We start from the raw sequence: 20,710 nt of genomic DNA on the forward strand, positions 1-20,710 counted from the left end.
CGCCCGCTACTTCGCAAAGCGATATGCTATAAATGTTTTCTTTCGCCAATTGTTTTCATATGTCACCAATTTAGCCCAACGTCAGCTTACATAACAATGAATACTCCTGTATGACGAACGTATCAATTGTTTACTGCTTATTAGTCCTCGCAGGTGCAATCATCTTTCTTTTTTCCGCATTTTTCGCAGACATCCTCATTGGAAACGACAGCACTAACATATGAGGCACTACTTGTTTTATAACTACCCATCAGCTCGTCAGTCTTTTTCTCAATGTCTTTCCCTTCCTCTTCTGCGATTACGGGGCTAATGAATGCTGTGTTTAATCCAAAATAACTAAACATTAACGCCCCTGAAATAACAACACCAATACCTATCTTCTTAAACATTTCGCCATCCTCCTTCAATTTGCATCTTTTTTAACAATCTTCCGGGAACACTCCCGAAACAGACTTTTTTCTCAACGCAATACCTACGCAATGCCTTTGCCATTGAAAATTAAAACAATACAATTTTTTTATACTAGTAGTAATAAATTTATAACCTTCAAAGATAAAAGTAGTTATGCCTGATGAAATTAACAACGGCATGAGAAGTAGTGATAAAAACAAGTCCGGGCAATTTACAAATATTGTATGCAAATCAATACACCGTATAGTAGATATTTCATAAACTATTAATGCTTAGAGTTGTTATGCTTGTTTTCCACTGTATGCAAATACATACAGCAGATTCTCGTATTAAATTTAGTATTACATAAGGGATGTGATGCGGCGGTATCACTAATTAATTCATATAGTGAGTACATATTGCGATGTGCTAAGAAATATGTGCGCTTTCACACTATGGATTAACGCGATGATTTAAATGATGGTGAAAAAAAGAGTGAAGACTTTCTCACCTGTATTGCGGTAAATAAAAACGCGGCTTAATCAACCAGGAACCCGGCTGAATGTTTCTTTTAACCTTGGACGGTTCCAGAGACATAACACTACGTACTGCGATTATTCTGGAAGGGGTGCATTCCCGATTTTTTGCAAATATTCGCACCTACCTGTTGGCTAACAGGTATTGTATCGCAAACATCTTGTTTGATTAACCCTGACAGGGTTTGGAACCCTGTCAGGGTTGTTTCTGTCATTTTCAAGCGGTAAAAGACAGGTTTGAAACCTGTCTCTACGTTACTGTTAACCCCTACTGATTGTTTTTTTGCAAAAAATCGGGAATGCACCCGTATTATTCTTCAGATGCCTCCAAAGCGCTTAATTCCAACCCCTCAATCTCCTGCAACGTCTTCCCAGCAATACCCTGCAGGTCGCCGTACATGCCAACGGTAGACTGCATCACGCGCCCGATCTGTTCCTCGCGCTTGGCCCATTGCTTCGTAATGATCTTCTTCTCTTTGTCGAGGTCTTCCTGCATGGAGGAGAACGCCTCAACGATGGCCTGTACACGCTGTCGGAATCTAGGGCCGGTGAGGTACCTGTAGACCATTTCCATCTTGGTTTGCTGCCCTTCCATAGTCTGCCTGGCTGATGAGACCTCGATGAGGGTGTGGCGGAGCGTGACAGCTACGGGAATTGCTGCCCTGGGATGCGTTACCCATACGCCGTCAATCAATTCGAATGTCGCCGCGCCCTTCGGGAGCGCCTGGCTGACGATTACGGCAATCTCTGCCTTTGCTGCCCGCTGGTCTTCACGAAGCTTGATAAGCCAGCCGTCGCTCCAGCTCTTTGTCCTTTTGGACTCCCACAAGATAGTACCGCAGGATTGGCCGAGATGGCCAATGACCCGATGCAACACATCGCCGCCATGCTCGCCCTTCGGAACGGGTTCTATCGTATCGCGCGGGAATTTCGAGATCAATAGCGCTTCAAGCTCAAGCTCCTGGACTTCTCCCTGAAGTTGCTGTGACCCCTGATCGGCCTTGCGCTTAAGTTCTTCTATCTGCTTTTGCATTGAAGCAATAGTCTGCTCTTTCTCCAACACCTTGAATTTAAGTTGGTCTTCAGCCTCTTTGTGCGCTTGTTCACGTACCGTGGCAAGCCCTTCCTGTATGCGCTTCTCCACCGTCAAGTCAAATTCGCGTTTTTCGTCATCGAGTTCCCGCTGCCTTCTCAAGACTTCAGCCTGCGCCTTCTGCGCCTCGGCAAGTTTCTCGTCCCTCTGTTTGAGCACTTCCTGAAGATCGGCAAGTTCCTTTCGTTTTTGCTCAAAGTCGGCAGCAAGTGCAAGCTTGGCCTTCCTGGATTCTTCAGCAACTATCCTGTCGCGCTCCTGACGCAGTTTCTCTGCGACCTGTCCGTCAATAGCCTCTTTTGCCCTGACAATCTCTTTTTCACGCTCACAAAGCAAGGTTTCGCGTTTGGCGATGTCAGCGTCTTTCTGTGCCAGACGTTGCTCATACTCGCGACGGGCGGACTCGACGATCGGCGCCGCAAGCGATTCTGTCAGCTTAATCGCAGTCTGGCATTTCGGACAAGTAATCATTGGCTCTGTCACACATCTCTCCTTGATAATATCAACAAACCGGTTCAAACTATGCCTCTCGCCAGCGGGGGACAGACTTGCCACGTCTCTTGCAGCTTTCATGCCCTTGTGGGGCTGATTCTTCAAACGTCAACTCTGGCTGCATTCCCGGTTTTTTGTGATTTCTGCCATGTTTTAATGAAACGTACAGTAGTATTAATCCCTGGCAATGTTGTTTTGCCCCAATCACATAATCGGTTACAAAAAATCGGGAATGCTCCCCCTGACACTCATCTGAGGATTTCGAGTTTGAAATGCAAATGCTTCGTCCCTACACCCTGGTTTTATGTATTTTGTTATTGTTGGAATTTTTCAAAAAACTAAAATGGTACAAAAACCGGCTTCCAGGCGAGCAACGCAATCCGTAGCCGGTGTTTGGCGGTAATGTTTACGCTGGATAGTTACCTTTTTTTGAATGTTTTTGATTTTCGTTATCCTCATATTGAAAATCTATAAATGTAACTTTATCTTCCAACACACAACCCTTCTGCAGAGGCTGGCATGGTTTCTTTAACCGGATACATTCATTATTTTTTTGGTGAGGACACGTCCAACTCATTTTTTCTGCAACTCCAAATGCGCGTGCGCATGTACATATTGTACCTACCACGCGAATAACTTTAACCCCTTTTAAAATACAAAGCAGATACGAATTATCTATCCCTTTAAAGTATCTGCTGAATATGTTCTAATACAACTTCTAAATCAAATGGCTTATTGATGATAAAATTTGCTTTTATTTTATTATCTGGAAAAGTATCCGCGGTATTCAGGAATCCGGTAATTATACCGACCTTTGGTTTTTCTTGTAACATTTCTACTGCATTCATTATATCCCATCCCGAAACCCCCGGCATCCCAAGATCACAAAGGACAATGTCATATTTGTATTGTTTTAATTTATCTAATGCATCTGCACCATTATTACAATATTCAACAACATACCCTCCCTCTGTAAGAAAATTGCACAACACCTTTCCTATAACCAATTCATCCTCAATCACCAATATCTTATTTCCCCCACCATACTCCAACACCGCATCGCTGACTGTGTTCGCATCATCAAGCACCAATACATTATCTTCCATCATCCCTTTTTTTGTCCCGATTATTTGTGCTTCTTCTACCGTATAAACCTCTTTTTTTGATGGAAACGATAATAGGAAAACACTTCCCATTCCAACCGTGCTGGAAACGTGTATCACACCCCCATGTCTTTTAACAATCCCATAAACAACACTCAAACCTAAGCCTGTGCCCTTTTCCTTGCTCGTGAAGAAAGGATCAAAGATTTTCGATATCACCTCTTCAGTCATACCGGCCCCCGTATCGGAAATACTCAAATTTACGTTATCTTCATCCTCCCAGATATTAAAACAAAGGGTACCTCCTTTGGGCATGGCATCCAATGCATTAGTGATAATATTCAATACTACTTCCCGTAATTCTGAAGGATTGCCTTTTATATCCCTGACTTTTTTAAGTCCATCAGTGTTTATGCGATACTTTATCCCTGTCCCCTGAGCCATATCCTGCCACCTGGGACTGAGGAATCTCACAACATGCCTTGTCAGTTCAGCCAGATCAACCGGCACATAACCGGGGGAATCTTCGTTCTTTTTGGTAAATTCATTTAATCTTCTAACAATCTCAGCCCCGTCTTTTACGTATTTGTGAACTATCTTAAGAGAGTCCAGCAGCATCTTCCGGCCTTTATTCTGTCTCATTAACATCTGTATATTGCCGTCAATAGCCGCAAGGATATTATTCACCTCATGTGCAACACCGGAAGTAATTGTTCCGAGGGCCTGCATTTTTTTCGAATGTAAAAGCTCTTTCTCCATGCGTTTTCGTGCAGTAATATCCTGAAAAGTAACAACCGCTCCGATATTTTTATTATTTTTATATATCGGGTATGACCGATACTCTACAGGGAAAAACGATCCATCGGCACGCCATGCAATATCATCAATGACGTGAATACTTTCGCCTTTCTGGTACGCCTGAAAAACATTACATTCCTCAATGGGATACGGCATGCCGTCCCGGTGGGTATGATGAATCATTTTATGCATTTGATTTCCTATAAGCTGATGCGGGGTCTCATATCCAAGCAATTTAACGCAAGCAGTATTTGCAAACGTGCATATGCCCTGCTCGTCTATACCATAAATACCTTCCCCTGTGGAGTTAAGTAACAGTTGGATTTTTTCATTACTTTCCTCAAGCGCAGCTATCGCCTTCTTACGTTCAGTAAGGTCTTCCACCGTTATCATGTAAAAATCAGGTTCCTCTCCTGTTTGCCAAAAGGGCGATACCGTCATGTTCACCCACACAGTATCCCCATTCTCGTGAAAAAACCACACTTCCATAATAAATTCATGAATCGTACCGTCAATTAATTTTTGTTTGTTTACTAAAACTGCCTGCCGGTCATCAGGATGGACAAGCGGTGCGTTACTCATAATTTCATTGTATTTTTTATTAACTAAAATATAATTGCCAGTCTTTACTTCCTGAAGCGCAAAACCCACTGCAGCCTGATCAAACATTACGCGAAAACGCTTTTCACTTTCCTGCAGGGCGGATTCAGTCTTTTTCCGTTCTTGCGATTCCATTGCCAGTTCAATATGCTGTTTTCCCAGCCTTTCAGCATATTCCCCGGCATCCTGTTTGAGAAGTGCATTCATTTTTTTAAGTTCTATCTCCATTTCCTTGCGCTGTGTAATATCCGTCGAAATCCCGCACACCCCGTAAGGGACGTCATTTGAAGCATATAACGGAAATTTTATTGATAGATAGGTGTGAGGGACGTCATCATGGAGAACAATTTCTTCAAATTCCATAGGAGTTTTCGACTCAAGCACTTTTTGATCGGTCTTATGTAATGCCTCCGCCATCTCCCGTGGGAATATATCGTAAACTGTTTTCCCTTTTATCGTATCCCCGGTAATGTGAAACACCTTTTCATATTGCTTATTAATAAACAGGTGCTTACCCTCAATATCTTTTATGTAAATGCACGCTGCGGCATTATCAAACACTGCTTGTAATTGACTCTGACTTTGTTGCAGTTCGTTTTCCGCCTGAAGCCGTTTAATGATTTCATCTTCCAGGCTTTTGTTTGCCCTTTTCAAGTCCTCTGTCACCTCAATCATGCACTCATTTGTCATATCCAGTTCAGCCTGGATGGCGGCAGACATTTCTCTTTCAATAAGGTATTTCTTGTGGTAATCAATACTATTTTTATGAAACTGTTTGGTGTTTATGCCTGATTCATCATTATTAATGCTTATTCCATTTGAATTCGGTGCGTGCAGGCTATTTTTAAATATATTGCCCTCTATTTCAAACGGCAGCATAATCTGCTTTATCGCGGGATTGATGGCGAGAAATGATTTTGCGGTATTTTTACGAATTAACTCTTTGGAAAAGATGATAATCGCATAGACATTGCCTGAAGAAAATTTTCCACCAAACCCGACAACTGATTTTATGGAATGGGTATTCACAAAATTTGTTTGATCCGGAATTGACATCATGTCTCCCGCATCTTCAATACAATATAACCCATAATTTTTATGTTGGTCATTTTTGAGGAAATCTATTCCCGCATTTACTTCACAAAGAGGATATTCTCCTATTTGCGTTAAAAGCGCAGCGATCATAGGATATTTGTGAGACAATTGCGGTTCATCCATGGGAAAGGCAATATGATTTCCGGATTTTTTTCTATCACACCATGCATCCAAATCGCCGCATGTCCCTAATAAAGTCAAATACCTGCTTTGTGAAACTATTGATTTCGTTGTTACCTTGTTTTGTATATATGACTGAACATCATCCGGAAGTTCCTGGTAAAAACATGATTTAAAAACGTGTACTAATGCAAAAGAACTGCTTCCGTTACCGGTAACAAATGAATTGTAAAAAAGCTTTGTTGCCTCCTGAACCGATTCTTCCATAAACGCATGTCCACTACATTTATCTTTAATGTTTTTGGAGAATTTCGTTATTTCAACTGCCGATAATTGGCTGAGATTTATATGCATACAATTGCCCTCGTAATACTATATGGTGACGTATTTTCTATGAAAACTATTTCGGTTTGGAAGATGTTTGCATAATGATTTGTAATCCTTTCATATATTTCTTTTAAATCAACCGTTGTATTCAATAGGCTTTGCAGGGATGCGACCTTTATCCCGTCAATTCCGCATGGGGTTATATATTCAAAAGGAGACAGGTCATTATTAACATTGAGTGAAAAACCATGCATCGTATAACCCGTGGCAATCCTGACGCCTATAAAACCTATCTTGGCATTATCTGCCCAAACGCCGGTATATTCTTTTCTCCTGTCTACGGTTATCCCATAATCAGATACTACTTGTATCATTACCTCTTCAAGCATTCTCAGATATTCATAATAATCATTCGTATAAGAACGCATTTTTAAGATAGGATACCCTACTACCTGTCCAGGTCCGTGATACGTGGCAAGACCGCCCCTGTCTGTTTTGTAAACAGCAATGCCGATTTTCTCATAGCACATTTTATTTGAAATAAGATTTGATTCTTTATATCTGCGGCCATAGGTGAAGGTAGGAGGATGCTGGAGAAGGAGCAGGCAATCTTCTATTTTTCCAGAGGTCCTTAGCTCTAACAGCGTTTTTTGCAACTCCCAGGCTTCACCATACTCCACCATATCCGCCAGGAGGATTAGGCTTTTTCTGTTCATATAGAGATTCTCCCCACGTCTCCAATATATCTTTTACCTTATGAAGAAATGCATCGGCATGCGCACCATCCATTACCCGATGGTCAAAAGAAAGACTCAGATATACCATTGACCGGACGGCAATGGCGTCAGCATCACCGAGAATAACCGGCCTTTTTACCACAGCCCCAACGCCTAGTATTGCAGACTGGGGTTGCAATATCAAGGGAGTCCCAAACAGGCTGCCATTGACGCCGTAATTTGTAATAGTGAATGTCCCGCCCCGGACGTCATCCGGTTTCAATTTTTTTGAGCGGGCATTTACTGCTATTTCCTGAATTTCCCGTGCTAATTGAAACATATCTTTTTTATCCGCATCCTTAATAACGGGAACAACCAGCCCATCCTCAAGGGCAACGGCAATGCCCAGATTAATATAATTCTTCTGCAAAATGCCGTTATCCGTCCACGATGAATTCAAGGCGACATGTTCTTTTAAAGCCTGTACGACTGCAAATGCAATAAAAGGGAGATAGGTAAGATGTATGCCTTCCCTTTTCATCGCTTCTCTATTCAGTTCGCGATATTTTGTCACAGGCGTCATATCCACTTCAAATACAGTAGTTACAAGCGCCGCTGTTTGTCTGCTTAGCGCCATCCTTTCCGCCGTTATTTTGCGTTTTGGATGCAACGGAATAAGCGTCTCACGCTCCGCTTCTTTGACAATTTTTTCTTTTGAAGCAGTAATCTCCCGCTTTGAAGAGATATATTCCATTATATCCTTTTTGGTTACCCTGCCAAATTCGCCCGAACCTTTTATTTCCGTCAAACTGACGTTATATTCCTTTGCCAGTTTTTTTACTAAAGGAGAATATCTTTTTTCATGCATTTCACGTTCACCGACAATTGCCGCCGTTTCAGATATTTCAATCCTCTCTTTCTCTTCCTGCTCCTTCTTCACTGTTCCGGCCTGCGCCTTTATTTCGCCCTCTTCAATTTGAGCAATAACGGTTTGAACCGCCAGGACAGCGCCTTCTTTGTAAAGAATCTTCTTTATGATACCGGCAGACGGCGAAGGTATTTCCGTATCAATTTTATCCGTGCTGATTTCTACCAGCGGCTGTTCCTTCTCAACGTAATCACCCTCGTTAACCAGCCATTTAAGAATGGTGCCTTCCGCGACGCTTTCTCCCATTTGCGGCATGATTATATCAACGGTCATATATATTTCTCCAAATTAATAACGTATTATTTTATCTATAGTATTTACCACATCTTTTGTTTGCGGGATAAATGCTTCTTCCATTAAAGGGCTGTATGGTACCGGGGTATCCGGGGCAGCAATGCGAATGACCGGGGCATCCAAATCATCAAAACAATATTCGGAAATCAATGCGGATACCTCGGCGCCAACGCCGCCCGTCTTTGTCTGTTCATGCAGAATGATCACCTTGTTTGTCTTTTTAACGGACTCGTAAATTGTTTTTTTATCCAGTGGCAGGAGTGTTCTCAAATCGACAATTTCAACAGAAACACCTTTCGTCTTCACTTCGTTTGCCGCTTCAATAGCCGTATGCACCATTGCTCCATACGTAATAACCGATACATCCGTGCCTTCCTGAACCACCTTTGCCATACCAATCGGTACGATGTAATCATCTTCCGGAACCGTATCTTTTATCCGCCGGTAAAGGTACTTATGCTCACAATAGAGCACGGGGTCATTGTCTCGGATGGCTGCCTTTAATAAACCCTTTGCGTCATACACACTCGACGGTGCCACAATTTTTAATCCCGGTACATTAAAAAAATATCCCTCAATACACTGTGAGTGAAATGCCCCGCCATGTATATTGCCGCCATAAGGTGCGCGGACAACCATAGGCACGGCGGTGCCCATGCGATAATGAAACTTTGCCGCCACGTTTATCAACTGGTCAAAAGCACAGGAAATAAAATCAGCAAACTGCATTTCAACAATCGGTCGCATACCTACGAGGGCTGCGCCAATTGCGGCTCCGGTAAACCCTGATTCCGATAAAGGGGTATCCAGCACCCGCCACTCTCCGTATTTCTCATAAAACCCTTCCGTTGCCCGAAACGCCCCGCCATATACCCCTACGTCTTCACCCAAAACAAACACGCCTGGGTCGCGGGACATCTCTTCATCCATGGCTTCCCTTATTGCTTCAAGATAGGTAATTTGTCCCATCCATGCCTCCTTTTTTACATTTGCATATATTTTATTAAAGGTGTTTTCACACATCGACAATTGGTTCTGCAGGAATAGCGAATCATGCTATATTATAATCAAACAGATAAGGGTGGCACGAACAAACTCCGTTTGTCCGTGCTGTTTAAAAATCAGAGATCTGACCTCTGGTAACACTTTAGTTTTTTGAAAAATGTACTACCTATAAGCTCCGTAGGAGCAGCCTGTTTGTAGCAAAATAGGATATTATAACAGAGATTAGCTCTGTTAGGAGCGACCTGTCTCTTGTAAATCCATATAAACAGGTCTACCTGAATACGGACAGGCCGCTCCTACGGAGCTATTTACCTTATTAAATTTTATTGCGCTACAAACAGACCGCCCCTAACAGGGCTACATGGTATTTTTTCTATCCCGGGAATTTTTCAAAAAACTAAAGTGTTACGACTTCTGACTTCTACTTGCTATAGATTCATAGATTCATTTTTTCTTCCTGCAAGCTACACGTCATAACCGCTTGCCTGACCACACAACCCTGCCGACAATCACAATATCACCATTCTCTATCTGAGCCGTTTTTGCTTCAATGGGTTTATAGGTAGCATTGTCGCACAGCAGATGAAGACTACCGCCTGGAAGGCGCTGCACTCGTTTAATGAACGCTGCCGCACCTTCGGTACGCAAGAGATACAATCCATCCCGGTCCAGCACATTATTTTTTTTGTCAACGATGACAACATCACCGTTTTTTAACGTAGGTTCCATGGAATCATCTTTTACATGAAATAAATAAAGCTTCGCTTTATTCGCACCGAATTCAGACATTAACCAATCGTTTTTAAACGCCATAAATCCCGCAGCATGTTCCGGTTCTTTTGCCTTTTCCTCCGAAAATATTTTGGCGTTATATATAGGGATACTCACATAATCACTCGTTTTTTCCTGCTCTCCTTTAATAAGCCAGTCAATGGATACCTGGTTTAAGAGGCAAAAACGGACGAGCAATTCGGAGGGGATTTCATTTTGTTTTTTGAAGGAAAGAAATGCCTGTGCTGTTATTTCAAGGCTTCTTGCCAAATCATCTTCCGATTTGGTATTCAGCACTTCCTTCAGCCGTTCTGTAACCTCTGAAAATTTTATATTATACATTTCTCAGTTTCCAAAAATTTAATACAGCATCCTAAGCCGGTATAGCCAGAACTAAAAAAAACGAAAACAGTCCTCAGTCTGCAATCTTCAATTTGCCGACTGCCGACTGTAGAGTGTCGACTGCCAACTGCATAAGAGACCATTAAATCTTTTGCCAAAAAGCACGCACTGACGAATGGAAGTGTGCGAAGAAATTACTAATAAGTACTAAGACCATTCCTATCTTGTTTCTACCGATGTCGCATAAACACCTTTCAGGCCGTCAGCGGGGTCGGGATACGGGCTCTCTTCTGCAAATGCCTCCGCTTCATCTATTTCCTTTTTTACCCTGGAGTCAATGCCGTCAAGTTCCTCTTTACCTGCTATATTCTTTTCCGTCAAATACCTTTCCATATTTGTGATAGGGTCCTTCTTCTTCCACTCTTCCAGCAATTCCCTTGGCACATATTTGGCACTGTCATGTTCCGAATGACCATGCATCCGCATGGTTTTACACTCTATAAACGTAGGGCCTCCTCCATTCCTCGCAACTTCATATGCCTCCTTTGCAGCCATGTAAACCTCAACAACATTGTTGCCATCCACAATTTTGCCGGGCATGCCGTATGCGGCAGCACGTTCTGCGACGTCTTTGATATTCATTTGCAACCGCAGCGGCGTCGAATATGCGTACTGATTATTATTACAGAAGAAAACAATGGGCAATTTTCTCACAGAAGCAAAATTCATCCCCTCGTGAAAATCACCGCGGCTTGTGCCCCCATCACCGGTACACGCAGCCACAACCTTCTTCTCTCCGCGTATTTTAAAGGCAAGGGCTACACCGGCGCCTACGGGGTAATTATCTGCCAAATGGCTTGGGAATCCGACAACGCCATACTTCATATCACCTATATGCACATTGCCTTCTTTTCCGCCGGTAACGCCAGTCTTTTTCCCGAAATACTGCGCAATAATGCGTTTTGCAGAAATACCCCGTATCAGGAATACTCCCATGTCCCTGAAATAAGGGGCGGCAATATCATCCTTTTCAAGCGCATATCCGTATCCAACAGACACCGCCTCTGTACCGTTGCTCGTCCATGCCCCTCCCATAATTTTCCCCTGATGGTAGAGAGAGGTTACACGATCCTCCAGCCTCCTCGTTAATTTAAGGTAATAATACATCTGCAATAGATCGTCTTTTTTTATTTCCATATATGCCTCTGCTTTATATGATAAAAATGAAGATTCTTGTGAAATAACATGTCAACAATTTCTTTGCACACTTCCATTCGTCAGTGCGTGCTTTTTAACAAAATATTTAATGCTAGTACATCGTCTCGTTAAAATGTGTACGTAAAAAAATGACGGTATCAATGTAGATATTTTAATGAAACGTTATACTAGAATTCGTTCAGTCCACAGTCTGCAACTTGCCGACTGTCGTCTGCTACGGTATAATAAAAATTGCAGGTCCCTTATATACCGCCGGTAATTGCCCTGTCTATTTCCTTCTGCGCCTTCAGTTCCGCCACATGATGTTGTAGTTCTTCAATATGTGATTTCTCCCATTCTGCAAGTTCAAGCAGCAATTTTTTTGTCGCAGGTTTTGTTGCTTTTAATGAAGCATTATAATAATATTCATATGATTCCTCTTCTCTTTTTATCGCCTCAGTCAGGATATTCATAATCAATCCCACTTCCAATGGTTGTTTGCTCTCCACAAATTACTCCTTTCTGTTTTAATGAAATTGGTCATTAGTCATTGGTCAACCGCCGACTGTCGACGGTAGATTACCGGTGGAAGAAGAGACAATTGTAAGCTTGTGACGATTTTTTAATCTGTGCAATTGTTCGACTGCGCTCACGACGAAGTCTGTGAAATCTGTGGTTCCTCTTCCTTTTTTTAATCTGTGCAATCTGTGAAATCTGTGGTTCCTCTTTTGTGTTTCGCGTTTCGCGATTAAAGCGCATTATGTTCCGGGTTTTAACGAACTTAAAGGTTTCAGGCTGGACAGGCATGGATTTTTCACATTCCTGTGCTGAATCAGCGCCTTAAAAACCTCTCCCATGCCTTCAGGCAGGAAGAGGTTCTTTACTTTCAATACAGTTTCAAGATTGTTCCTAATGTTATTTAACTTCTCCAGTACCCCCAAAGCAATTAAATAATGGGATTGTTTGACCAATCCCGTCACCTCCAGCCCCGCCCCCTTCCCAACGTCCATCAGGAAAGAAAAGTCAACAGACGCGGTAATATCCTGTTCTCCCAGTCGTTCATAATAATCATGGTTAACGTTGTGCCGGTAATAACACCTCAATGTACCTCCCGTTGTGTTGTCCCGATAACGCCGCTGCGCGGTGTCTCCATAATCAATCGTTAGCACAAAACCGCAGTTTAATTTCTGTGCAACGTGATTCAGATAATCACGGGCGGCCAGGTTTATTTCAAGCACCCGGCTCTCTCTTAAAGGCATTTCAGCATTGATGCAATAGTCTTTTAATGCGTGATTACAAACATCACCAACAATTTCATAAAAATCGTTGCCATTGTACCCAACATATATCTCTTTTACTTCACCTTCTTTTACTAATAACCGGTGTACAGGCAGTGCATCGATAAATTCGTTTGACAAAAAACAGCCCTGAACAGCGTCAAATGAAAACCCATCCTCTCCATATGAGTGCCATGAAAGTTTTTCGTCAAAAACAGGATTGCCGCAAAAAAGTTCCTGCTGCTTTTCCCGAAGATGGGGATTCGATTCAACAATAAAGTACTGTACTTTTTTATAAAACCAGGGATACTCATTTTTTATATAACGCATAATATCATAACATAACCAACCGGCATTCGCTCCCATTTCCACAACAGTAAATGAAGCACGCCCCAATATCCTCCACATCTCTTCCAATTGGACTGCGATAAGTTCTCCAAACATCCGGTGAACAGCGGGGCTTGTATAAAAATCCCCTGATTTGCCAATTGACACAGCATTCGAGTTGTAATAACCGTATTCCGGATAATACAATGCCATCTGCATAAATTCAGCAAATGTAATGTTCCCCTTATTTTTTATACGTTCGATGATTAAGTCACTGAGGATAGTCATTAAGTCATTAAGTCATTAAGTCATTAAGTAAGAAAAATATTCAATATTCAATTCTCAAATTGTTGATCATTTGCCTTTATTCTTTTACATTGAATATTGGTAACTATTCAACGTAATTTATTAAACTACCGGAGATCAGAGCGCAACTCGTTCCCAAACCCCAGTTTGGGAACGCAATTGCACTGGAAACTTTGTTTCCAGTGAGGGTCTGACTTGACAAATTACAAACTGTCTTAACCCTGTGATTTTATTCCCTATCTATCAGCAAACAGGCGAGAAACCGGAGTTTCTCGAACAAATGCATTCCCAAACTGGGGTTTGGGAACGAGCCGTGTATCGTTTACGCTGAATAGTTACGAATATTGAATATTAATTTTCAAATACGAAGCGCTAACTCCCTAATATATCGTTTTACCCCTTCAATGCCGGGATAAGAAACTCCCAGTTCCTTTGATTGCGTATTGTCGATTGTATGAATAGATTTTTTTGGCGTGCCACTGATAATTGACCGTGAACCACAAATTTCCCTGGCAATTTGGGCAACGTTCATATTATCAATATACATGTCCATCAGATTATATATCTTTCCCGAAGCATCTTTATTGCCGGCCGCCAATTCAATTGCACGGACAACATCTTCAACGTAAACTATTTTTCCCCCGCCGGATACTTCCACATCGCGGCCATGCTTAATATCTTTTACAATATTATACCAGGCGGAATGTGCAAGGTGCGGCGCAAGCCCATAAATGCCGACAGGCCGGAATATCGTTATGCCAAAATGTTTTGAAAGAAAATAAGAATGGCAAAATGCCTCCACAGACGCCTTGTAAGCCCCATAGTTAGAATCCGGCAGCAAGGGGTGCAATTCGTCAAGACGGATATGTGAATAAATAAATCCATAAACAGCACAGGAGCTGATAAAGATGCATTGTTTCACCCCCTCGCATTTCGCAGCATCAAGCAACTCTATGCTCCCCAAAAGATTCGTTTCCACAAATCGTTTTATATCCTTATTGCCCGCTTCATGAAATGACGCCCCATTTCTTTCGTACGCCATATGAACAACAATATCCGCGCCATACACAAATTTCTTCAGCGTTTCTTTATCGTCTAAATTCCCCTGCACATACGTTATGTTTTTTTGAAAATCCTGAAGATGCAACAGATTCGTTGTATTTCTAACAAGTGCCAGGATTTGAATGCCCTTCTCAAAAAACCGCTTTGCAAGGTAATACCCCAAAAAACCTGTTAAACCCGTTACCGCTATTTTCATAATATGCCCCTTTTTATCATTTGACTTTATACAGCAAAACGCCGCCATCACAACTATTACTCTTCCTGACTATCAAACACCATGCTTTTTATTATATTCGATATGAATGGTATGCCAATACAAAAATGCTTATGGCTTATGGCTCGTGGCTCGTGGCTCATGGCTGAAAACCTTTGAACTCTAAATCTCACGAAAGTTCCTCTCGTTCCTACGTTACTATGTGGAAACGAGAAGAATGGAGAATATGGCATAGTCGGCAAACTGCGGATTGTGGATTGTGTATTAAGAATTGTGAACTGGCGGTTGAATGGGTGGTTGTCCTTTTGTGTCAATTGCGGCGTTCGCCAGGCGAATATACCACTTTTTTGAAAACAGGTCGTAGGAAATCAGGCAGTTAAGGTTATTGTTGACAATTGCATAATATTGCTTTTTAACCTTGCCCTGAATATTCTTGTCCATCCATTCACTTACAATGCCGGTTACATAGAAGATCTTTCCCTGTAAGGTGAAACGATAGGGGACAACACAACTGATTGTAAGGTCGTTTACCGGCATCCATACTAATGAGAATGCCAGATGTGTAATGGTAGAGACAAGCGCATAACCATACACAAGAAGAACGGCAATGTGAAGAAAGTGTGAAAATGCGACTATGTATTGTCCGGCAAAAATGCCCGTTAATTGTTTGGTTCCAGCCGCATATAAGGCAAGAGACAGCGCTATCTCCCAATATCCTACTGTAAACACGAAGCGGTCATCATTATACGCCTGTTTTTTCAGCGCCATAATACTCAATAATGGCAGCCACCATAGCCCCACAGACCAAAAAAACAATGAAAACCCTTTTAAAAAAGGTAAAAGATCAAGAAATGTTCCCCCTGTGGCTGATATATGCTGAAATAATGTAATACCGGTAAGCGCCGTAAGCGCAGCGGCTCCTACATTCATCCAATAGGGTGAGAGTTCTGAATTATTGGGGAATGAATAAAAAATGAGCCTGAGTACAATTAACGTTATAAACAGAAGATATAAAAACGCCCCTATCGACCACAAACCAAAAGAAATCAGGTGGATAAGGAATAGGTGGCTCGTTGCCTGTTTGGCGGCAATGATACTCATCAAAGCGGTTGCCTGAGTACCTATGCAAATAAAAAACCATCCGCCGTGCAATACTTCTTCCAGTTTCCGCTCTTCAGATTTGCGGGACAAAAACAAAAAGCTGAAAGATAAAAGGGTAATAATTACCCAAAGGGCAAGAGAAACATACAAGAATATCCAGGAAACGGTATAATTGCTCCATAGTTTAGAACAAAAAACACCTGCAAGGCCAATAACCCCCACCACTGAAAAGAGATAGTTGGTTTTTTCCGGGCTATGAATGTCATGTGAAAATTCGCTGTAAAAAAATACGGCCTTCATGGTGATAAAGGCCGCCACTAAAAAAAATGCTGTAATTCCGGCGATAAAAAGATAGGGAGCAGCTTCATTATACCCGTAGGATGACGATATGAGCGCCATCATCATTGTTGCCATAGCGGGAATAAACCAGCGGGTATTGGTTGAATAAGTTGCAATCGTTACTATGTTCATACTATTGTCCCACGGCGGGCGTCATTTCATCGCCCTTCTTTGTTATAAAAGTCTTTTCTTCCATAAAGGAGAGGCACATGAGGCACACGAGAGAAACAAAGATGAATCCTAATGAATTATTGTTGGTATAATCCCTGATGGTGCCAAGAATTATGGGAAGAAAAAATCCTCCAAGCCCTCCGGCAGCTCCAACCATGCCACCTACGGCGCCTGTTTCTTTTGGAAAGTATTCCGCTACCAGTTTAAAGACAACGCCATTCCCAATGCCCAGACAAACCGCCATGCAATAGAAAACAACAAGCGTAAGCGCAAGAGAACTGCTCAGATTCAGATAAATAAGTATGCCAATAAGGAACAAGGAGATAATTGTTAAAACATGTTTCCCATGGAAGATATCTCCCAGGTATCCGCCCAAAATCCTTGAAAAAGTCGCCAGAAACACAAATACAGAAGCATAGCTGCCCGCCTTTACCGGTGTAATGTTGTAAGATTCTTTAAGATAAGAAGGCAGCCAAAGCGAAAAGCATACAAAAAAACCAAACGTCATGAAATAGAAGAGGGAAAACACCCATATTAAATGAGAAGATTTATATACCTTCAGCCGGTCGCTCAAGGTCTTGGGTTTCACCGTTTTAGGTTTTGGCGCATCAGCGGAAAAAAACCAGTAAATAGCAGCCATCAAGAGCAATGGAATGGAATAAAAGATAAACGCTTTGTTCCATCCTACGGATTCAGCAATAAATGGCGCTCCAAAGACCGCTGCAGCAGAACCGACATTTCCTATGCCATAAATTCCCAGCGCCAACCCTTGTTTTTCTTTTGGATACCATTGGGAGACCTGTGGAATACCAACGGCAAAAGACGCCCCGACTGCGCCAAAAAACAACCCGCATATCAATAAAAACAGGTAGCTATGCGCAAAGCCTGCGATGAACATAGGGAAAAAACACACCGCCATCAATGCGCTAAAGACCTTTCTTCCGCCATATTTATCAGTCAAAATACCAATAGGCACTCTGACAATGGAGCCAAGCAACACCGGTGCGGCAAGCAGCAATCCCAATGCGGTTGAAGATAAATCAAATACCACTTTTAAATATGAGGCCAAAGGCGCAAACAGTGACCATCCGGCAAAACTTACCGCAAAGGCAAGCGTAGCAAGTATAAGCACCCTTGTGTTCCCTTTTAATTCTTCAACTTCAACAGGTGTATTTGCAGAAACATTCATAAAAAAAACTCCCGGTAATGTAATGAATGAAATTAATCTATATGTTTACCGCAGTGATTTTAATCCTGACAAGGTTTCAAACCCTGTCAGGGTTGATGGAAAAGCCTTTTAAAATACTACAGCGTATGGGATATCTCGAAAGAGGTTTGTACCTTTAACGGCAAATGGTAATACTCATCGGTAATCAGAGTGCTGCTTTGTTTTATAAACACCAGGTTGTCGTCCATTCCCTTCATCAGGGTGAAAAAACCGTTTACCTTTCCATCCCTGAACAGCATAGATAATGTCTTTTCATGGTCATAGGGATGCGCATACAATTCATTTATCTTTTTCCCGAGCATGTCATCCGGAGACGAAAAGCCAAGAAGCCTTGCTCCCGCAGTGTCGATATTCAAAAGTACGCCATCGTAAGACGCCTCATACTCAAACCACCCCTTTGTAAATTCCGCGGTTAAAACTTTTTTTGTCTTTTCCCTCGGGGATAAAATAACGTTAGTCATAAATAACTCCTTTCAAAAAATTAAGCGTCTTGAAAATGGTCTGTATCATCTACAGTAGTTATTCGAATTTGCTTTTTTAGCCTTTTTGTGACATATCATTTATCAATGGCTAACAAGGTCTATCATTCCTTATACGGAACGAGAGCGCTTTTTAATGGTAATTTCCGCCTTTTACCAGTTCGCTCTCCTTCTTATCATTGTGAAAAATATTTTCAGATTTTTTAATACGATACTCCTTTCTGAACTTTGAAATGTTATTTTCTATAAAACCTTCTTCTCTCAGTATGGCAATAGATCCCAGTACACTAAAGGGATTTGATATTCTGTATTCCTGTTCTCTGATATAACCGCTTTCCTTCTTCAACTGATATCCGTCCAAAATCGCTATGATAAATCCCACAACAAGAATAAGGGCAGTCCCGATCAAGGTTTTTTTAGGGAGAGGCAAACCTTTTATCATATATCCCAGATTGATTTTTCTGTGTAATAAAAAGGCAAGAACAACTGCGGGAATGAGCACTACAATCATGAAAGATTTTATCATTGAGTTAATATTGTTTATTGTATTAAATGCCTCATCTGCATCTATCTCCACCATTAAACCCATGTGCATATCTTTCAGCCAGCGCCATGCGCCAACGACCTTTATTCCTCCATAATCGCGATATCCTTCCAGGTTATAGCCGGAAGCCTTTCCCGTAACACAACTTTTCACTCCTTTTGTCATCATTTTTGTTTCCGGGTTCTCTACAATGTGACACGTTTTGCATGTATCATTCGTCTCATTTCCATGGTGACGGGAAAATCTTGATTGTGTAATCATAATTCCTTCTTTATTTATCAAATAGGCTTCACCTGTTTTCCCGAGTACAAAACTATTCATCGCCGTATCCAGCAGGGAAGTATTCATCCAAAGGAAAATCGCTCCAATGATATCGTGGCGATTTCCCTTGATTGGGTATGATATGAACAGCGAAGGTTCTTCAGTGTCTTCTTTTTTATTTACCGAGAAATGTGATACGCCAGAAATATATGACTTGCCGTCGTACAAAGTCTCCTGAACATCCCGAAAGGCGTCTTCCTTCATAATATTCGTTCCCTTAAGTGACTTTTCGTCTGCGGTCGTTATGTGTACAATACCTGCCGCATCACATATAAAAATCCCTTTATAACCATAATCTGCCTTCGTACACTCCAGTTGCGTGCTTAATCGTAAATATTCAAGTTCATTTCCGCCGCTTAAAATACCTACAAAATCTTCATCACCATAAATAAACATTGTGCTTTGAATAGCATCAGAAATTGAACGTGCATGCGATCTTCTTTCTTCCCAAAACCGTGAGAGAAGGTCATTTTGTTTGTACAATGCGTCTTCCAGATTTCTTTGAACATGTTGTTCCAGCTCTGTCTTCGCATTGGGAAATGCCAACATGCGAAACAACAAAAGCGGAAATAATCCAAAGAATACAAGGGTGATAGCTACGATAAATATACTTTCCTTAAATAATTTCTTCATGTTTTACCTCTTCCATGTTAAATTTACCGGCCTCTTCCGGTTTCATTAATTCATTAAGACACGACTTGATTTCATCCATACTAAAAGGTTTCCTAATTACCTTTTTTGCACCCTTACAAATGGCTTCCCTTGCAATATCTTCATACGTATATGCTGTAATAATCACTATTGAAGAAAAAAGCTGTTCCTTTCGAATGCGTTCTAACAGTTCAATTCCATCTATGCCTGGCATCTTCATGTCCAGTAATATCACTGCATAGTTTTTCTTTTTCATCTCTTCCAGTGCATCCATGCCGTTTGCTGCAACTGTTGTCTCAAACCCTAAATCCGTCAGGGAATTCGATAATACCTTTCTATACCCCTCTTCATCATCAACGATCAGAATTCTTTTCGATAGCATGTGTGTACTCTCTGTTTCCTGCACTAAAATGGTTAAACCTTTTCTCACTGTTCTTGTGATGCCAGATGTTTTCTTGCGATAGCGTTCGTTGTTTTATGAATAGAGCAACCGATGTGCCTGTAAAAAAACAGAACAGTAAAACATTCATAAGTGCTTTCATTCAGAAGATATAAAATTTTTAAAAACTAAAACAGGCAATCTGTGAACAAAGAATATTGTAACCTTTTTGTTTCCTGTTAAATTTATGGCAATAGGCATAACTACATAAAATAACAAGGTATAGAAGCAAAAATGCAATAAAGTTACAGATGGAAACAATTTGGTTGCAGTTTCGTAAAGGTGAGCGGGGCGACAGGGCAAATACAGGCAACTTCTTAATAAGTTGAGGTTTTTATAACCACAGTCGGCAATCCTCAATCCTCAGTCTGCAATTTGCCGACTGTAGATTGCCGATTGCCAAAGAGGGAGTGGCAACATCAAAAAATTCTATTTAAACGCTTA

At 41.5% G+C, this 20,710-nt stretch carries 16 protein-coding genes; all 16 read right to left on the reverse strand.

Going from position 1 to position 20,710, the window contains the following annotated elements:
• Nucleotides 1–140: 140 nt before the first annotated feature.
• Nucleotides 141–389 (reverse strand): hypothetical protein, encoded by a 249-nt coding sequence (locus M5U24_RS00850; protein ID WP_099326325.1) that lies wholly within the window; start codon nt 387–389, stop codon nt 141–143.
• Nucleotides 390–1,236: 847 nt separating this feature from the next.
• Nucleotides 1,237–2,502: a DUF2130 domain-containing protein gene (locus M5U24_RS00855; protein ID WP_099327101.1), complete on the reverse strand. Its 1,266-nt coding sequence runs from the start codon at nt 2,500–2,502 to the stop codon at nt 1,237–1,239.
• Between the two features lie 692 nt (nt 2,503–3,194).
• A complete protein-coding gene (locus M5U24_RS00860; RefSeq protein WP_099326322.1) occupies nt 3,195–6,581 on the reverse strand; it encodes a PAS domain S-box protein in 3,387 nt (1,128 codons plus the stop codon).
• Entirely contained in the window at nt 6,572–7,270 is a 699-nt protein-coding gene (lipB, locus tag M5U24_RS00865; protein ID WP_099326321.1) for a lipoyl(octanoyl) transferase LipB, read from the reverse strand. The genes M5U24_RS00860 and lipB overlap by 10 nt, the downstream gene beginning before the upstream one ends.
• Nucleotides 7,221–8,471, reverse strand: a complete 1,251-nt coding sequence (locus M5U24_RS00870; protein ID WP_099326320.1) for a dihydrolipoamide acetyltransferase family protein — start codon at nt 8,469–8,471, stop codon at nt 7,221–7,223. The genes lipB and M5U24_RS00870 overlap by 50 nt, the downstream gene beginning before the upstream one ends.
• A 15-nt stretch (nt 8,472–8,486) precedes the next feature.
• Nucleotides 8,487–9,515, reverse strand: coding sequence for an alpha-ketoacid dehydrogenase subunit beta (locus M5U24_RS00875; protein ID WP_298201387.1), 1,029 nt, complete (start codon nt 9,513–9,515; stop codon nt 8,487–8,489).
• Between the two features lie 453 nt (nt 9,516–9,968).
• Entirely contained in the window at nt 9,969–10,610 is a 642-nt protein-coding gene (locus M5U24_RS00880; protein WP_099326319.1) for a LexA family transcriptional regulator, read from the reverse strand.
• Between the two features lie 219 nt (nt 10,611–10,829).
• Nucleotides 10,830–11,807, reverse strand: coding sequence for a thiamine pyrophosphate-dependent dehydrogenase E1 component subunit alpha (locus M5U24_RS00885; protein ID WP_099326318.1), 978 nt, complete (start codon nt 11,805–11,807; stop codon nt 10,830–10,832).
• Between the two features lie 263 nt (nt 11,808–12,070).
• Nucleotides 12,071–12,316 (reverse strand): ferritin family protein, encoded by a 246-nt coding sequence (locus tag M5U24_RS00890; protein ID WP_099326317.1) that lies wholly within the window; start codon nt 12,314–12,316, stop codon nt 12,071–12,073.
• 249 nt (nt 12,317–12,565) lie between these two features.
• On the reverse strand, nt 12,566–13,699 hold the full coding sequence (locus M5U24_RS00895) for an SAM-dependent methyltransferase (protein WP_099326316.1): 1,134 nt from the start codon (nt 13,697–13,699) through the stop codon (nt 12,566–12,568).
• A gap of 376 nt (nt 13,700–14,075) precedes the next feature.
• Nucleotides 14,076–14,975 carry an NAD(P)-dependent oxidoreductase gene (locus M5U24_RS00900; RefSeq protein WP_157820674.1) on the reverse strand — a complete coding sequence of 300 codons (900 nt, stop codon included), beginning with the start codon at nt 14,973–14,975 and terminating at the stop codon, nt 14,076–14,078.
• 282 nt (nt 14,976–15,257) lie between these two features.
• Nucleotides 15,258–16,565, reverse strand: coding sequence for a tellurite resistance/C4-dicarboxylate transporter family protein (locus M5U24_RS00905; RefSeq protein WP_099326314.1), 1,308 nt, complete (start codon nt 16,563–16,565; stop codon nt 15,258–15,260).
• Nucleotide 16,566: 1 nt separating this feature from the next.
• Nucleotides 16,567–17,793, reverse strand: a complete 1,227-nt coding sequence (locus tag M5U24_RS00910; RefSeq protein ID WP_099326313.1) for an MFS transporter — start codon at nt 17,791–17,793, stop codon at nt 16,567–16,569.
• A gap of 116 nt (nt 17,794–17,909) precedes the next feature.
• Nucleotides 17,910–18,293: a hypothetical protein gene (locus M5U24_RS00915; protein ID WP_099326312.1), complete on the reverse strand. Its 384-nt coding sequence runs from the start codon at nt 18,291–18,293 to the stop codon at nt 17,910–17,912.
• A 151-nt stretch (nt 18,294–18,444) separates the two neighbouring features.
• On the reverse strand, nt 18,445–19,809 hold the full coding sequence (locus M5U24_RS00920; RefSeq protein WP_099326311.1) for a cache domain-containing protein: 1,365 nt from the start codon (nt 19,807–19,809) through the stop codon (nt 18,445–18,447).
• Nucleotides 19,793–20,209, reverse strand: a complete 417-nt coding sequence (locus tag M5U24_RS00925; protein WP_099326310.1) for a response regulator — start codon at nt 20,207–20,209, stop codon at nt 19,793–19,795. Before M5U24_RS00925 ends, M5U24_RS00920 begins: the two co-directional genes overlap by 17 nt.
• Nucleotides 20,210–20,710 lie beyond the last annotated feature (501 nt).

The organism is Candidatus Kuenenia sp. (assembly GCF_027493735.1).
GTDB classification, from domain to species: Bacteria; Planctomycetota; Brocadiia; order Brocadiales; family Brocadiaceae; genus Kuenenia; species Kuenenia stuttgartiensis_A.

Bases quoted from the DNA above. Each gene is read 5' to 3' on its own strand.
- M5U24_RS00905 (WP_099326314.1), bottom strand. From the start codon at position 16,565: ATGAACATAGTAACGATTGCAACTTATTCAACCAATACCCGCTGGTTT.
- M5U24_RS00915 (WP_099326312.1), bottom strand. From the start codon at position 18,293: ATGACTAACGTTATTTTATCCCCGAGGGAAAAGACAAAAAAAGTTTTA.
- M5U24_RS00850 (WP_099326325.1), bottom strand. From the start codon at position 389: ATGTTTAAGAAGATAGGTATTGGTGTTGTTATTTCAGGGGCGTTAATG.
- M5U24_RS00920 (WP_099326311.1), bottom strand. From the start codon at position 19,809: ATGAAGAAATTATTTAAGGAAAGTATATTTATCGTAGCTATCACCCTT.
- M5U24_RS00870 (WP_099326320.1), bottom strand. From the start codon at position 8,471: ATGACCGTTGATATAATCATGCCGCAAATGGGAGAAAGCGTCGCGGAA.
- M5U24_RS00910 (WP_099326313.1), bottom strand. From the start codon at position 17,793: ATGAATGTTTCTGCAAATACACCTGTTGAAGTTGAAGAATTAAAAGGG.
- M5U24_RS00875 (WP_298201387.1), bottom strand. From the start codon at position 9,515: ATGTGTGAAAACACCTTTAATAAAATATATGCAAATGTAAAAAAGGAG.
- lipB (WP_099326321.1), bottom strand. From the start codon at position 7,270: ATGAACAGAAAAAGCCTAATCCTCCTGGCGGATATGGTGGAGTATGGT.
- M5U24_RS00900 (WP_157820674.1), bottom strand. From the start codon at position 14,975: ATGAAAATAGCGGTAACGGGTTTAACAGGTTTTTTGGGGTATTACCTT.
- M5U24_RS00880 (WP_099326319.1), bottom strand. From the start codon at position 10,610: ATGTATAATATAAAATTTTCAGAGGTTACAGAACGGCTGAAGGAAGTG.
- M5U24_RS00860 (WP_099326322.1), bottom strand. From the start codon at position 6,581: ATGCATATAAATCTCAGCCAATTATCGGCAGTTGAAATAACGAAATTC.
- M5U24_RS00895 (WP_099326316.1), bottom strand. From the start codon at position 13,699: ATGACTATCCTCAGTGACTTAATCATCGAACGTATAAAAAATAAGGGG.
- M5U24_RS00885 (WP_099326318.1), bottom strand. From the start codon at position 11,807: ATGGAAATAAAAAAAGACGATCTATTGCAGATGTATTATTACCTTAAA.
- M5U24_RS00925 (WP_099326310.1), bottom strand. From the start codon at position 20,209: ATGCTATCGAAAAGAATTCTGATCGTTGATGATGAAGAGGGGTATAGA.